This is a genomic window from Methyloprofundus sp. (assembly GCF_965251085.1).
GTDB lineage: Bacteria > Pseudomonadota > Gammaproteobacteria > Methylococcales > Methylomonadaceae > Methyloprofundus.
In genome coordinates, this window is record NZ_OZ252594.1 from 4,419,231 (window position 1) to 4,433,687 (window position 14,457).

At 40.6% G+C, this 14,457-nt stretch carries 15 protein-coding genes; 6 read left to right on the plus strand and 9 right to left on the minus strand.

Annotated features, from left to right (window positions below; translation table 11 throughout):
- Positions 1–787: 787 nt before the first annotated feature.
- Positions 788–1,030 carry a hypothetical protein gene (locus ACQY3F_RS20805; RefSeq protein WP_428357002.1) on the plus strand — a complete coding sequence of 81 codons (243 nt, stop codon included), beginning with the start codon at positions 788–790 and terminating at the stop codon, positions 1,028–1,030.
- Between the two features lie 262 nt (positions 1,031–1,292).
- Here ACQY3F_RS20805 and ACQY3F_RS20810 read toward each other — a convergent pair whose 3' ends face one another.
- Positions 1,293–1,898, minus strand: coding sequence for a peroxiredoxin (locus ACQY3F_RS20810; protein ID WP_428357003.1), 606 nt, complete (start codon positions 1,896–1,898; stop codon positions 1,293–1,295).
- Between the two features lie 311 nt (positions 1,899–2,209).
- Here ACQY3F_RS20810 and ACQY3F_RS20815 point away from each other — a divergent pair, with 311 nt between their 5' ends.
- The 3 genes from ACQY3F_RS20815 to ACQY3F_RS20825 all read left to right on the plus strand — a co-directional run bounded on the left by ACQY3F_RS20815 (position 2,210) and on the right by ACQY3F_RS20825 (position 5,162).
- Positions 2,210–2,719 (plus strand): hypothetical protein, encoded by a 510-nt coding sequence (locus ACQY3F_RS20815; RefSeq protein WP_428357004.1) that lies wholly within the window; start codon positions 2,210–2,212, stop codon positions 2,717–2,719.
- Between the two features lie 99 nt (positions 2,720–2,818).
- Positions 2,819–3,730 carry a phosphoribosylaminoimidazolesuccinocarboxamide synthase gene (locus tag ACQY3F_RS20820; protein ID WP_428357006.1) on the plus strand — a complete coding sequence of 304 codons (912 nt, stop codon included), beginning with the start codon at positions 2,819–2,821 and terminating at the stop codon, positions 3,728–3,730.
- Positions 3,731–3,800: 70 nt separating this feature from the next.
- On the plus strand, positions 3,801–5,162 hold the full coding sequence (locus ACQY3F_RS20825) for an IS1380 family transposase (RefSeq protein ID WP_428352976.1): 1,362 nt from the start codon (positions 3,801–3,803) through the stop codon (positions 5,160–5,162).
- A gap of 208 nt (positions 5,163–5,370) precedes the next feature.
- Here the strand turns inward: ACQY3F_RS20825 and ACQY3F_RS20830 are convergent, their stop codons facing one another.
- Together ACQY3F_RS20830 and ACQY3F_RS20835 are read right to left on the minus strand one after the other, a co-directional pair.
- A complete protein-coding gene (locus ACQY3F_RS20830) occupies positions 5,371–5,829 on the minus strand; it encodes a DUF2380 domain-containing protein (RefSeq protein WP_428357007.1) in 459 nt (152 codons plus the stop codon).
- 22 nt (positions 5,830–5,851) lie between these two features.
- Entirely contained in the window at positions 5,852–6,283 is a 432-nt protein-coding gene (locus ACQY3F_RS20835; RefSeq protein WP_428357009.1) for a regulator, read from the minus strand.
- 659 nt (positions 6,284–6,942) lie between these two features.
- Between ACQY3F_RS20835 and ACQY3F_RS20840 the strand changes: the two genes are divergently transcribed.
- Both ACQY3F_RS20840 and ACQY3F_RS20845 read left to right on the plus strand, forming a co-directional pair.
- The gene (locus ACQY3F_RS20840; RefSeq protein ID WP_428357011.1) at positions 6,943–8,244 is read left to right on the plus strand and encodes a histidine kinase; all 1,302 of its coding nucleotides are present in this window, start codon (positions 6,943–6,945) and stop codon (positions 8,242–8,244) included.
- Positions 8,241–8,918, plus strand: a complete 678-nt coding sequence (locus ACQY3F_RS20845; RefSeq protein ID WP_428357012.1) for a response regulator — start codon at positions 8,241–8,243, stop codon at positions 8,916–8,918. The genes ACQY3F_RS20840 and ACQY3F_RS20845 overlap by 4 nt, the downstream gene beginning before the upstream one ends.
- A gap of 23 nt (positions 8,919–8,941) precedes the next feature.
- Here the strand turns inward: ACQY3F_RS20845 and rfaD are convergent, their stop codons facing one another.
- From rfaD to ACQY3F_RS20875, 6 genes are all read right to left on the minus strand, one after another.
- Positions 8,942–9,886 carry an ADP-glyceromanno-heptose 6-epimerase gene (gene rfaD, locus ACQY3F_RS20850; protein WP_428357014.1) on the minus strand — a complete coding sequence of 315 codons (945 nt, stop codon included), beginning with the start codon at positions 9,884–9,886 and terminating at the stop codon, positions 8,942–8,944.
- Between the two features lie 808 nt (positions 9,887–10,694).
- On the minus strand, positions 10,695–11,891 hold the full coding sequence (locus ACQY3F_RS20855; RefSeq protein ID WP_428352931.1) for an ISAzo13 family transposase: 1,197 nt from the start codon (positions 11,889–11,891) through the stop codon (positions 10,695–10,697).
- 66 nt (positions 11,892–11,957) lie between these two features.
- Positions 11,958–12,581, minus strand: a complete 624-nt coding sequence (locus tag ACQY3F_RS20860; protein WP_428357015.1) for an SGNH/GDSL hydrolase family protein — start codon at positions 12,579–12,581, stop codon at positions 11,958–11,960.
- Positions 12,582–13,091: 510 nt separating this feature from the next.
- Positions 13,092–13,367 (minus strand): hypothetical protein, encoded by a 276-nt coding sequence (locus ACQY3F_RS20865; protein WP_428357016.1) that lies wholly within the window; start codon positions 13,365–13,367, stop codon positions 13,092–13,094.
- A gap of 276 nt (positions 13,368–13,643) precedes the next feature.
- Positions 13,644–13,937 carry an addiction module antidote protein gene (locus ACQY3F_RS20870; protein WP_428357017.1) on the minus strand — a complete coding sequence of 98 codons (294 nt, stop codon included), beginning with the start codon at positions 13,935–13,937 and terminating at the stop codon, positions 13,644–13,646.
- Positions 13,938–13,940: 3 nt separating this feature from the next.
- Positions 13,941–14,237: a type II toxin-antitoxin system RelE/ParE family toxin gene (locus ACQY3F_RS20875; RefSeq protein ID WP_428357019.1), complete on the minus strand. Its 297-nt coding sequence runs from the start codon at positions 14,235–14,237 to the stop codon at positions 13,941–13,943.
- Between the last annotated feature and the right edge of the window lie 220 nt (positions 14,238–14,457).

The window sequence follows — 14,457 nt, forward strand, 5'->3', positions numbered from 1 at the left end:
TCCCCGTATCAAGTACGGGGCAGGCTTTGTTTTCGACAAAAATCAGCCCACTATACAACCGCATCCGTGACCGCGCGAAGTATAATATTTGTATATAGCCTACGGGTTAGTTTATGCTGGCACCGAGACTAGTTACTTTTGATAAACAGTGCTATGCAAGTTCGGAATGTCATTATAAACTACTTGTTTAATATAAAGTGTAGCAAGCTGATATTAGTCTTAGAGATTTCAATTCAGGCCCACTTTATTAGGTAATACATAATAAAATGTTAATTGTTTACGTATAAATTCAACCAGTTTTTAAAATTCTTCCTGATTACGTACAACTCTCAGCCATAAGAGAATAAAATATTAAAAACAGTATATTAAAAAACTCGTCATTCCCGAAGTCTTTTATCGGGAATCTATGCTTAACCTACGAGATCCCTGCTAAAAGCATCCAGGAATGACGGCTACGCACTTAAGACGGGACACCGTAGGCTGGGTTACGTTATCTGCGCTTCGCTAGATAAGCTAACCCAGCCTACATTGCTTTGTCCCGTTTTAAAATGGTAACTGAAATGACGGAGTCTAGCTGAGAGTTGTGGGTAATCAAGAAATTCTTTGTAGACCGTTATGGAGCATACGGAATAAGGGGTGCTCACGGATGCCGTGTCCCACATTGCGTATATTTCATGCCGGCTACGCTTGCATGCTATGAATATCTAGATATTTTTCTAGGTTTATAGCGAGGCTGGAGCTTGCAGGTAATCAGCAAATATTATGACCAACAAAACAGGAATAGATAATGTTAATTTTAATTAAGCTAGCTGCCATCGCTACCGTGATCATTTTTTACCAAACCGGCAAACGCAATGGAGAAAATGGTTTTAAATGGGCTTTAATAGGATTTATTGGATTTGTTTTAGGCTTTGCCCTATCTATGACAGTGATAGGTGAAACACTCATTTCTATCCTCATCGCCTGTGTCGGGGTTTATTTTACGCGCCTGCAGTTATTAAAAATGCTATCTAAAACGAATAGCTTTTAACCTAGAAAAATCAGTTGAGCGCGAATTTATAGTGCAAGATATGGAATTAATATAATACTTTCAAAAAATTTTAGCTTCACCCATAGGTTAAGCGGACATTTTTTGCAAGTCCGGTGGAATCAAGAGCTTGTGCTAGAAAACGTGAGCAACTGATTTTTCTAGGTTTAATGCAGGACAGCTGAAAACTTATTATGCCTATCTTATAGGCATAAAAAAAGCGGGCTATATGCATAGCCCGCTTTATTACCTGCTATAGACCGACTTATAGTTTGTCAGAATTTTCGCTTAAGTATGAAGCAACACCCGCTGGAGATGCATCCATACCCGCATCACCTTTTTTCCAGCCTGCAGGGCAAACTTCGCCGTGCTCTTCATGGAATTGTAAAGCATCAATCATACGTAACATTTCATCAATATTACGACCTAAAGGTAAATCGTTAACCACTTGATGACGAACCAGACCTGCCGTATCAATTAAAAAACTGCCGCGATAAGCGACGGCAGGTGCTTCACATTCCACATCGTAATCTTTAACGATTGAATGTGCCATATCAGCTGCCATTGTATAACGCACCTGGCCAATACCACCATCATTGATCGGAGTGTTACGCCATGCGTTATGTGTGAAATGTGAATCAATTGAAACAGCAATCACTTCAACACCACGGCTAGTGAACTCATCCATTCTATGATCCAGTGCGATTAATTCGCTAGGGCAAACGAAAGTGAAGTCTAATGGATAAAACACCAAAACCGCATACTTACCCTTTGTCGCGTCAGAAAAGCTGAAAGAGTCAACAATTTCGCCATTACCTAAAACGGCAGGAACCGTAAAATCTGGTGCTTGCTTACCTACTAATACACTCATGTATCTCTCCTAAGTTTGATGTAGTGAATTTACTCTAAAGTTATTCCCACTCATACGTGGGGTTATGGAATTCTACACTATAATGCTAGGTATTTCACAAAACAGAAAAAAATTCGGGGCATAGCTCACAAAACTCGAATCATTTTCTTATTTTTGCCTGAAATCAATAGATAATTGCCATGTGACAATTTTATGACGGTAATGGATTACTGTCTATTAACCGATAAATACCGTAGAGATAACTAAATTTAACATGGAAACACTACAAATTGATTTATCGAAAAGTACAAAATTACAGTAGGTAATTTACTATGATAAAGCATAAACATATTACAGAGCCAGATGCCTTCGGGTTTCAGGTACGAATAGTACGCCGTGGTAAAGAGACTAGCCGATATTTTTCGCATAAGCTATGGGGCAGCAAATATAAGTCCATAAAAGCCGCTATTGCCTGGCGAGATCAAATGTTAGTCGTTTTAAAAGGCAGTAAAACACGTTTTTTAAAGCCGCCAAAAAATAAAACCACAACAGGTTTAACCGGAGTATCCAGAACAATTAAGTTCGACCGCAGGAAAGATAAGAAGTATCTTTGCTATACCGTTTTTTGGGTGTGTGACGGCAAATCTAAAAATAAAACCTTTCAAGTGGGCAATGTAGAATCAATTACTGCCGATGATGAATTACATGCATTCAGAACAGCACGCCTGTTTAGAAGTTATTACGAACATGCAATTGACAATGACTTGCCTTTTGATGATGGCCAATTTGCTGGCTGGAAAAAGAAACGCATATATGACACCGTATCCACTCTTGCCGCTTGAAAGTCTGAATATCAAAGAAAGTCTAGCTATATTTTAGTCAGTCGGCCGATTAATCATATAAAATAGTGCGTATTCTTTTATTCCTTCCAAGTAAATACTATGAACGCACCCACGGCTTTATTTGAATCTTCAATCTCGAATCTTAAATTACGCGCCCGAGGTAAGGTACGCGATATTTATGATATCGATGACCAGCATTTACTGATCGTGACGACTGACCGCCTATCGGCATTTGATGTTGTTTTGCCCGATCCTATTCCTGGCAAAGGCCGCGTACTGACCTCGGTATCGAACTTCTGGTTTAATAAAATGCAGCATATTATTCCCAATCATCTTGCAGACCTTAAATTAGCAGACGTTGTGCCCGATGCAAATGAACGCGCACAAATTGAAGGCCGCGCGATTATCGTTAAAAAACTCCAGCCACTCCCTGTCGAAGCCATTGTGCGCGGCTATTTAATTGGTTCCGGCTGGAAAGACTACCAGCAAACCGGTAGTGTCTGTGGTATACAATTAGCAACTGGGCTACAACAGGCCCAGCAATTACCTGAAGCTATCTATACGCCATCGAGTAAAGCCGCTGTTGGCGATCATGATGAAAATATTTCTTTTGCTGACACGGTTGCTTTACTAGGTATCGACCTGGCAGCACAAGTAAGAGATATAAGCATACAGCTTTATACCTCTGCTGCTGAGTATGCTAAACAACGCGGCATTATTATCGCCGATACAAAATTTGAATTTGGCCTGGATGATGCGGGTAAGCTCTATTTAATAGATGAAGCCCTCACACCTGACTCTTCACGATTCTGGCCCGCAGATCAATATCGCCTGGGGATCAGCCCACCTAGCTTTGACAAACAATTTATTCGCGATTATTTAGAAACGCTGGACTGGGATAAAACGGCACCAGGACCAAAATTGCCTGATGAAATTGCTACCATCAGTAGTCAGAAATACCATGAAGCAGAGCTGAAATTAACACCTAAATCCTGCAAGCATTATACATAATAATCCACAAAACTCCTTATTAAACAATGATATAATATCATTTCCCTGATTTCACTATCTCATTGTTTTAATGAAGCCCTCTAAAGTATCAAAATCCTCATCTCACGTAAGAAACCGTACCCGAACGGTAAAAATGACATCTACAGCACATGGATTGACAAGCCAGGCGGGACTGATTCCCGTCGTGAAATATTTAGACAGGATAGGTTTTGAAAAAACCGTAAAACAAAGCGTTCCACATCGGCGGGGTGAAAATGCAGACCATCACTTATCTGATGTGGTTCTATTGACGTTGGTTGGCATGATGGGGGGAGCAACATCAATGGCAAAGGTGACGACCGTATGGGCAGATAGCGTACTGCGCAAAGTAGCTGGCTGGATAAAGATTCCTGTTGAAACCACAATTTTACGGATCTTTAAAGAAGTAAGTGATAGGCAGATAAGCCAGTTTGAAACGCTCACGCATACTTTGCGTGGTCAACACTGGCGGCGATTGCTTCGTTCCGGAAAATCGAAAACTGGCATACAATCCGTCCAGTGGGTCGATGTCGATTCAACTGTGGACACCGTTTGTGGTCGACAAGAAGGAAGTGCCAAAGGCTTCAACCCCAAAAAGAAAGGTGCCCGTTCATACCATCCACAACTCGCTTTTCTAGCGGAAACAAAAGAAATTTTACAAGCCTGGTTCCGGACAGGCAATGCCTTTACAAGCAATGGTGTTGTAGAATTTACCAAACAGTTACTTGCACACTTGCCCAATCGGATGCGCATTATTTTTCGCGGTGACAGTGGTTATTTTGTCGGTGATTTGCTTGAATTTCTCGATACCAGAGGGCATGGGTATCTAATAAAGGTTAAACTTAAGAATTTGAACGCATTGCTGGCCAAACAGGCCTGGACAGCCATACAAGGCCGACCCGGTTGGGAGCAGAGCGAGTTTCAATATCGTTGTGGTGGCTGGTCTCGCTCTCGTCAGTTTGTCGCGGTCAGGATAAAGCAACCTAAACAAGTGACAGGACCTCAGTCCGAGCTTTGGGATACGGCAGAATATGACTATTTTTGTTATGTAACAACTGAACCTCTATCGCCTTGGCAAACACATAAGAAGTATGGTGAACGAGCGACGTGCGAAACATGGATTGAAGAAGCAAAATCACAAATGGGTTTAGGTAAAATCAGAACGAATCAATTTCTGGCTAATGCCGCATTATTTCATTGCGCCGTTCTTGCCTACAATACCGTGCGCTGGATGGCTCAATTGAGTGGCAACAAAACGTTGTGCCAATGGGAGCCGGATACACTTCGTACTTATCTGATTCGGGTGGCTGGAAAATTACTCACAGGCAATAATCAGCTGAGAGTCAGAACACCTGCAGGTCCGCTCTATCCACAGGAATGGGATGATTGGGTTAAGGTGGGGTTACTCGCTTAACATTAACCGAAGTTAAGTCACTTTGATTAAAAGGTCATGGCACGTTGGCAGGGTGTTTATTGCCTTGGGCTCGGGGGATATCCATACGATACAAAAAATTTCCTCTATTTATGATTTAAATCTGGATATTTTGATCGGTTGGACAAAGAGGGCTGGCAAAGCGGCAGTAAAAACCTAATAACCACTTAGCTAGACAGGTTAATGAGAGTCAAAATATGGGCTTGCAGGATTTAGGTTCTATATTAAATCTCGCCAATAATTGTCCTGTTTCCACATGGATAAGATTGACCATTAAGTAAGAGAACAAAAAACTCGGTTTGCTATGCTGTCCAACAACTAACCAGTCAGCACCTATAGTTTTACCCAGCCTGGCAGCTACATCATGAAAGCGGAACAAATAACCAAAACCTGCATTTTCGGCCCGCTGTTGTTCGAGATTGATATGCATAATTTGATAACCACCCTTTTGCTGAATGGCTTGCTCCAACAGAGGTTTGAAAGTCGCTGTTCTTAACTGCTCTGCGGGTGTATTTGGCAAAGAAGTTATATCGTTCAGTTCAAAAGAAAGCACGGCAATGCGCTCGGCGGCATCTACCGTTCCAACGTGTAATACCAATAGCAGGCAAATGCTGAGGGTAACCGTTTTGCTTATTTTATGCATATTCATCTCCATACATCAGCGATTGTGCTTATTTTTGTGCCGCAAATAAATCAATAAAGTCCTGAAAACCTAGTGTGCCTAGAAGATTTTCTTCGGCATCGAGTACTTCGTATAAAACGCCCGTTTCGCCGCGTATACTAAAAAAAACCACAGCGCCCTCATCTCCTCCGCATTCGCTATGCGGTTCAGGACTAGCTGGACTCGAGGTGTAACTCCCCACTGGACGTCGCTCTTTTAGTTCACCATTTGTTTCATATATACGATGTTCTCCCTGTATCACCAGTGATTTATTAAGGGCTTTGTGTCGGTGTAAAATGATCTTTTTATGTGCTTCAAACTTAAAAATCACATCAACGATTTTGTTTTCGACATCAATATCAAGCACTGAATAAACAAAATTCTCGAAATCACCAAGTTTGTGCCAATGAATATTTTGATCATTGAAAGCGTATGGGCTCATAGCTGCTATCCTCTAATAAAAATTAAGTTTCAATATGACAAATAAGTCATTATTTGTGCTTCTTAGCACATACTTCGCGCGGTTACGGATGCGGATTTCTAGCGGCTGAGTTTTTGCCGCTAGCTACGTTGATGAAACCGTTACGTAGCTGGCTATGCGCCAGTTTCAGCGCCTTGCTACCGACAAAAATCAGCTCACTATATTTTCCACATCCGTGACCGCGCAAAGTATAACTTATCAACGCTTAGCAGTAAGCTGAAATACGCCCATGATAACCGGGCAATTTGCCCGCTGTAGCAAGAACGCTTTCAATCCATTTTCTCCCAGCATAAAATAAACGTAACTACTCAGACATGCTGAGTAGTTACAGCAAAATAAACACTGCAGGATGGGCAAAGGGCTTCATCCGTGCCCATCAACGAGAACACGATGGGCATGTCGTACCTCCTTTGCCCATCCTACAAAACGCTTGTTCTATCATGATATTTTTTATCACATACCTGCTTTTCTGGTGGCTGGCTGGACATGTACAATCTACTTTTGTAACTACTCAGATACTCTGAGTAGTTACAAATAAACTAAAAAAATTCATCGATAGTTGGCGTATGAACCTTAAATTTCATTTACTGTTGCGTATTATACTTGTCGCATTCTTTTGTTTGCTAAGCACATCAGCTTATGTGCTTTATCAGGCAGATCGGCAAACAAAGCTAGAATCGCAATCCACGCTAGACTCTATTGTCAAACAGTTACAAATGCAATTACTACGGATTAATGTAGGGTTAGAGCATGCTGATAAATTCCCGGATTTAGCCTTATGGCAAGAAACCCGGGAGGTTGTAGGCGTATGTATCCATTTTAGCTCTGCAGACAATAGCGTTACGCGCAATATTTGTCGCGGCCCAGCCTGGTCAGACAGGCAATGGCCGGATATATTTGAGACACTTTACAAAACCTTATTTCACCCGGGCCTTGAAATAAGTAGGCCAGTAATTTTTAAATCTAAGGAGCAAGGCATCATTAGCCTGAACCCTAGCGTGGAAAAAGAATTAAGCCATGCATGGGAAAGCCTGCGTGTTTTACTAACGCTTTCAGTGTTTACTATAGTGGGGGTCTGTTTATTGGTGTATTTATCAATCCGTCAAACCTTACGGCCTGCAGAAGACATCGTTTCCGGCTTAACAAAAATGCAACAGGGAGATTTAAATATTCGTTTACCGGATTTTGACATTGTTGAATGGCAACAAACGGCTACGGCAATTAATGAATTAGTGAATACTCAGCAACAGTTATTAGTTGAACGCCAGCATCTAAGTTATAAACTAATAAGTTTGCAAGATGAGGAACGCCGATATTTAGCCAGAGAGCTACATGATGAATTAGGACAATGCCTAGCCGCAGTCAATGCACTGGCAAGTTCGATTGCTCAAACAGCTGCAATAGAATGCCCGGCTTTAGTCGCGGAGGCTAAAAATATAAGCCGTATTAATGGGCATGTTATGCAGACCGTACGCGACCTTTTACACCACTTAAGATCGGCTGAAATAGATGAATTGGGACTGGAAGCCAGTCTCAACAGCCTGATAAGTGAATGGAATTCAGTCGCTAATAATAAAATTCATTACCGTCTTGTCATTCATGCTGATTGTTCACAACTTGTTAAGCCATTGCCGACTACCCTGTTTCGTATTATTCAGGAAGGCCTGACTAATATTGCTAAACATTCAGGTGCATCAAGCGCGCTAGTTGAGCTGACTAGCAAAAATGAATCTCTACTACTCAACATAGAAGATAATGGTCGTGATGTAGAACTGCCATTTTCATCTACAGCAGGCATTGGTTTGCTAGGTATTCGTGAGCGGGTTCACGCCGTGGGTGGGCAATTTAAGCTGCATAACAGCCCATCCGGTGGCCTTAATATGCTGATTAGTTTCCCCTTGCTTGATAATTCTAAGTCATGATTATGCCGATAGAAACAACCATTACCCTAATGCTGGTTGATGACCATGCGATGATTCGTGAAGGTTACCGCTCACTACTAAGAAAACAGCCACGACTGGAAGTCATTGCCGAAGCAGCTGATGGCGCAGAAGCTTATCAACGTTTTAAAGCCGTGAACCCCGCTGTCGTTATTATGGATATTTCCTTGCCTGAGCAGGGCGGACTGGAAACCATCACACGCATTAAACAACGCGACCCACAGGCAAAAATCCTGGTTTTCAGTATGCACCAAAACCCTCTCTTTACCTTACAGGCTCTTAAATCCGGTGCACTGGGCTATGTAACCAAAAGTAGTACACCGGAGAGTTTACTGCAGGGTATTTACGAAGTGTATGCCGGACGACATTTTCTCAGCGCTGATATAGCACAAGCACTTGCCCTGGAAAAATCAGGACATCAGCATCGAGCTCTACAATCTTTATCGCCCCGTGAATTTGAAATTTTTCGTATGTTAGCCGAATCACACTCAAAAGAAGACATAGCAAAAATACTCAAGCTCAGCCCTAAAACGGTAGCAAACTGTCACTACCTGATCAAAAATAAACTAGAGATAAGCAGTGATATAAAGCTGATCTACCTGGCAATTAGAATGAAAGTCATCAACTTTGCCGAAATGTCTGGATTAGAAACGTAACAAGCCGTTGCAGAAATTTTACGCTACTGACTCAACCAGGCTAGGTACAAGGCAACACCTTGCTGTACGGTTTTGAACGGCGCATCATAACCCGCTGATAATAGTTTACTCATATCCGCTTGAGTATAGCTCTGATAACTACCTTTTAAATGCTCAGGGAAAAGGATATATTCAATCTCACCCTTCTGATGAAAATCAATCACAGCTTCAGCGACATCTTTAAAGGACTGGGCTTTGCCGGTGCCGACATTATAAATACCATTCACGTCAGGGTGCGCAAATAACCAGAGGTTGACTGCAACAACATCGTCAACATAGATAAAATCACGCAACTGCCCACCATCCTCATAACCATCACAACCTTCGAATAACTTAGGGTCTTCACCTTTTAAAAGTTGATTATGTAAATGAAAGGCCACGCTGGCCATGCTACCTTTATGCTGTTCTCTTGGACCATAGACATTAAAATAACGCAAGCCCACTACCTGGCTATTGTTATCCAGATTAAGGCTACGCACATATTGATCAAACTGCCATTTTGAATAACCATAAACATTTAACGGCCCCTCAAATTCACGACTTTCGGTAAACTGTTTAGTATCGCCATAAGTTGCCGCCGAAGAAGCATAGATAAACGCGATAGTGTGATCCAGGCAGAAATGTAATAAGCTTTTGGAAAACTCATAATTATTTTGCATCATATATTTCCCGTCCCACTCCGTGGTAGAGGAACAGGCACCTTCATGAAAAATAATCTCTATCTTATCGGGTAAGCCAGTATTCGTTTGTACTCTGTTAAGAAAGTCGTCTTTATCCCAGTAATCAGCAATATCACAATCAACAATATTACGAAACTTGGTACCATCTGTTAAGTCATCAACAATAATAATATCCGTGCGCCCTTGTTGATTGAGGGTTTTAACGATATTGCTGCCAATAAATCCAGCGCCGCCTGTGACAATAATCATAGCTATTAGCCTTGGTGTGTTCGTTGTAAAAAATATGAGAGTAAGGTGTTCGGTTAGCTTATCCAACTGAACATAGATAACGGAGTGCTAAACCTCGTCATTCCCGAAATATTTAATCGGGAATTTGTGGCTTACCCACTAGGTTTCTGCTAAAAACATGCAAGAATCACGAATTATAGCTGAGGGTTATGGATAAATAGGTTGCGCTAGAAACCGTGAGCAACTTATTTTTCTAGAATTATATTTTAATTGCCTACTATCGACCCAGCGCTAACAGTAAGTCTTTAAATAGAAAGCAAAAGGAGGGTAGGTTCAACTATTTTTTCTAGCATTAAGTAGGTATTGTATTTACGCAGCTTTCTTTCACTACACCTAATGTAAAGTATATATTTTATCATCGTCTATACGATAATCTCTAAATATCTAGATTCTTTAAACTCTGGTGGTTTACACTCGGACTTTGGAAATGTCTTAAGCAACTCGCTTGTCTTTTTATCCGTCTTCTACGTCCCCGTATCAAGCGCGGGGCAGGCTTTGAATACGAATAAAAATCCTGCGCCAGACGCTCAACTTATTCCGTGCGCGTTCCTTATTATATAGCTCACACCAAAACCACCCGCGTGCCTGGCTGATTGTTCCATAAATTCCTTCCAGGCAGTAAGAGCACCGGGCTTGTCCAACAATCAGTTGATATTGTGCTTTGCTTCGCTTCGCGATCACAACCTTCCCTTGTTGGGTTATTTTTCATTCAAAAATCTTGAGTACTATACGGCTAATTGCATTCCCTAAGGGAGATGGAAAGAAATAATCATCCAGAACAACCAGGAGAAATGGTCAAAAACCATTTCTCCAACGATGGCATTCGGTCAACAAACTGATAATACGTCTTCATTGCTTTTTTACCTACCTTTACTCCTGTTTCATATATTTTTTCTGTTAATTTAACAATAGGTGCTTTGCCATTGTAGGTCATACTTTTGGCAAATTTTAAAGTTGTTTCAACTGTATCCATTATGTCGCCACTAATATGATTTTCATAGGCTCCCCATACTCGTTCAATTGGGTTATATTTACTATGATAAGGAGGGTAGTAGGCCAGTTTTATCTTTATGTTGCTTTTTTCAGCAAACTCCACAAGCCTTTTTATAAACTGAGTTCTGGAGCTACTGTTCTCCATACCATTGTCAGCGTTAATTGTCAGAATATCTACTCCATATTTTTCTTGAATTTCTGGCCAAATTTCTTCCAATCGGTCAACGATGAAATCACTGCTGGCATAGCCTGCTGTAAAGAAAAGGAAAAAATCATCATGTTCAGGCAGATAAAAACCAAAAGGAGTTAACTTTTCCTTAACATCTAAATCATGATCCTCTGCTTTTGTTAAAACCCGATTTCGTCCTCCCCGTGAAAAATTTCCTATATTCATTCTTGCTTTGGCATCAATTGATATACGAATCTCTTTTGGGTTGATATCTGCCATTCCATTGACTGAATGAACTTGTTCAAAAATTGCATCCGTTTCCTTGATTTTCTTATGAGGCTTTGTTTTTTGTACCTTTTTTGGATGGTAACTCAGGTCATTTAATTTTGTATTGATAGTTTTTGAGCAAGGTAATGTTTTTTCATCGTAATAATCAATCTCCAGTAAACGTTTTCTAACTTCTTTAGCCGTTAGCCGGGTATATAATCGACAGGAATTAAAAGAGGGATCCGTTTGACACTCCGGTTCAGCAATTTTTTTTATGTCATCAAGTAGATGAGGAAAATGCTCTTCACTTTTATTACGCCCTCTCGCTGAAAAATTATCTTCTATGGGCTGAGTTTCAAGTTCATATTGTCCTTTTCGGATAGTGCCTCTATTCCATCCTAGTTTTTCTTCAGCAATACTTGCACCACCTGAGCCTAGTAGCTCCACCGTTTCAGCCATGAATATACGACGTACCGAGCCTTTTAAACGATGGGCTGTATTTATAATCCAACCTATAATGCTATCTGTTAATATCAACAAGCTTATCTGCCTAGTGTGAGAATAAATTCAGAATTCATTATTATAAATTATTGAGACACAAGCTTACTTCGTTTGGATGATTATTTCTTTCCATCTCCCTAATACCAAATGTGCATCTTCATCCAAATGTACCCCGTCTAGAGGACTTGGTTCAAGTATCTCAGCCGCATCCAGAAAAAATAGACTTCGCTCATTTGCAATCTCTCGAAAAAATTGAGTAAAGTCTACAGATTTCGAAGGCTCTCCATGGCATAGCTGTGATAGTTCAGTAGAAAGTTTTCGAATTCGCGGAGGAGATATAATCAGTATTTTTGGAGGGTTACCTAAAGGCCCTGTTTCGCTTGACTGTGCAATCTTTGCCAGTACCTCTATGCCGCGCGCAGCATCCAAAGCTGTAATATCAACATGATGCAGTAGGTCATTTGTACCCAGAAATAGTATTAATAAATTAACAGGAGCGTGAGTTTCGAGAATAGGCTGGAGCAGAGCCGCGCCATTTCTACCAACACGAAATGGCTCATCGTGAACCGTATATCGTCCACACAAACCTTCTTCAATAACATAGAAACCCGCTCCAATCATTCTTTGAAGCACAGAAGGCCAGCGCTTTTCTCGTGGATAACGCCCATTATTACCAGGAATATATCCCCATGTATTTGAGTCACCGTAACAGAGAATAGTTTTCATATATTGCTTACTTTACATTAGAAGCGCCAAAATCAGATACCGTTGGCAGATATACGATGAACTTTAATAAACCTAGAAAAATCAGTTGCTCACGTTTTCAAGCACAAGCTCTTGATTCCACCGCACTTGCAAAAAATGTCCGCTTAACCTAAGGGGTGAAGCTAAAATTTTTTGAAAGTGTTATATTAATTCAATATCTTGCACTATAAACTCGCACTCAACTGATTTTTCTAGGATAAACCATAGAGTTTTGCTATAAAATTACATTTGAAAGCCGAATTACGCCAATATCGGTTAGCTGGATTTTTTTATTAGTCTTTTCTAGACTCTTCAATAGCATTTAAAATTTTCTATGTAGTTGTTTTTGTTGATATGCCCGTGGTCATTTTTCTCCATATTTGATAAAAACCCTTTGGTGTTATAACCTTGAACCCAAAGCCTTTTTAAGTTTCCACTGTTAAAATCAAGTAGTCAGTATCAGGAAATAAACAACGACCTATCTGAATAGCCTCATGGATTGTTCTCGACATTCTCTTGAATCGATTCCAAATTGTCTTCGATTACCTCAGCAGCATCTGAAGTCGCTTCTTCTGCCGACTGACTCACTTGTTCTACTTCAGTTGCAACAGAAGCGCTAAAATTTTCAGCTGATTCAGAAATCTTTGTGCCAGCTTCTTTTAGCTCCGCTGAGATCTCAGCAACTTTATCGGTGTTACTGCTGTTATCACAGGCGGTTAAAGTAATGGCTAGTGCCATTATTAAGGATACAAATAGTACAGGTTTCATAAGGTTCTCTCAAAGTTAAAATTCATTAAAAGATAAGTTTCGTCAGTTCGCTATACTTCGCACTGTTAAGGCTATTCGAAGTAGCTTGCTGGAATACAGACTTTATCAAAAAAGAGCATGATTGATCAACCTTTAGTTATACTTCACACACTGTTAACATAAATTACCTTTTTTATACCGCCTAACGGCCAAAATCACCGGACGGCAAAAGTATAGCTACGAGCTACTAGGAGCGTAGCTTTTTGACTTTCCGAGTGCATTTTTTTGTTAGAAGGTTTATGCGGCTATATCAATAGAAAGTTTAAAGCCTAAAGCCTTTGCAACTTTTGCCACTGTATCAAAGGTTGGATTGCCTTCAGGAGATAGGGCTTTATAAAGCCCTTCTCTAGTTAAACCGGTATCTCTCGCCAACTGGCTCATGTTTTTAGCTCGTGCGACTACACCCAATGCATGAACGATAAAAGAAGGATCGTCTCCTGCCTCTTCAATACATGCTTCAAGGTACAGTTTCATATCTTCTTCTGTTTTTAGGTACTCTGCTGAGTCCCATTTTGTGGTCTTAATGCTCATAACTCAGTCCTCTAGTTGCCTGGCTAGTTTTTTTGCCTTTACAATATCTGAATTCTGGGTGCCTTTATCACCGCCAGATAAAAGAACAACACATACTTCGCCACGTTTTACATAATAGACCCTGTAACCAGGGCTACAAAAAATACGTAATTCGCCAATACCTTCTCCAACAGTTGATGTATCACCAAAGTGGCCTAATTCTAAGCGATCAATGCGCGCCTGAATTCGAGCTTTACCAAGACGGTCTTTTAAACCATCGAACCCTTTAGAAAATACATCTGTTTTGCGAATTTCTATCATGTGTGAACTATAGGTTACAGTAAATTTTATGTCAATTATAGTTTACACTGCTTTGTCTTAACTGCCTTCTAACGCGAAGCTCACCGACAATTTTAGAGCGCAGCGAATAAATTTTCCGAGTAAAGTGGCTTGTTATACATTGCGGATTCAACTCTTAGCCCATGTTCAGTCTTTTTTCGCTCAAAAGCCACTAAAATGTCAATTTTAATAGGATAAAAAA

Bases quoted from the DNA above. Each gene is read 5' to 3' on its own strand.
- ACQY3F_RS20865 (WP_428357016.1), bottom strand. From the start codon at position 13,367: ATGAAACCTGTACTATTTGTATCCTTAATAATGGCACTAGCCATTACT.
- ACQY3F_RS20820 (WP_428357006.1), top strand. From the start codon at position 2,819: ATGAACGCACCCACGGCTTTATTTGAATCTTCAATCTCGAATCTTAAA.
- ACQY3F_RS20835 (WP_428357009.1), bottom strand. From the start codon at position 6,283: ATGAGCCCATACGCTTTCAATGATCAAAATATTCATTGGCACAAACTT.
- ACQY3F_RS20815 (WP_428357004.1), top strand. From the start codon at position 2,210: ATGATAAAGCATAAACATATTACAGAGCCAGATGCCTTCGGGTTTCAG.
- ACQY3F_RS20860 (WP_428357015.1), bottom strand. From the start codon at position 12,581: ATGAAAACTATTCTCTGTTACGGTGACTCAAATACATGGGGATATATT.
- ACQY3F_RS20830 (WP_428357007.1), bottom strand. From the start codon at position 5,829: ATGAATATGCATAAAATAAGCAAAACGGTTACCCTCAGCATTTGCCTG.
- ACQY3F_RS20845 (WP_428357012.1), top strand. From the start codon at position 8,241: ATGATTATGCCGATAGAAACAACCATTACCCTAATGCTGGTTGATGAC.
- ACQY3F_RS20870 (WP_428357017.1), bottom strand. From the start codon at position 13,937: ATGAGCATTAAGACCACAAAATGGGACTCAGCAGAGTACCTAAAAACA.
- ACQY3F_RS20825 (WP_428352976.1), top strand. From the start codon at position 3,801: ATGAAGCCCTCTAAAGTATCAAAATCCTCATCTCACGTAAGAAACCGT.
- rfaD (WP_428357014.1), bottom strand. From the start codon at position 9,886: ATGATTATTGTCACAGGCGGCGCTGGATTTATTGGCAGCAATATCGTT.
- ACQY3F_RS20810 (WP_428357003.1), bottom strand. From the start codon at position 1,898: ATGAGTGTATTAGTAGGTAAGCAAGCACCAGATTTTACGGTTCCTGCC.
- ACQY3F_RS20805 (WP_428357002.1), top strand. From the start codon at position 788: ATGTTAATTTTAATTAAGCTAGCTGCCATCGCTACCGTGATCATTTTT.
- ACQY3F_RS20875 (WP_428357019.1), bottom strand. From the start codon at position 14,237: ATGATAGAAATTCGCAAAACAGATGTATTTTCTAAAGGGTTCGATGGT.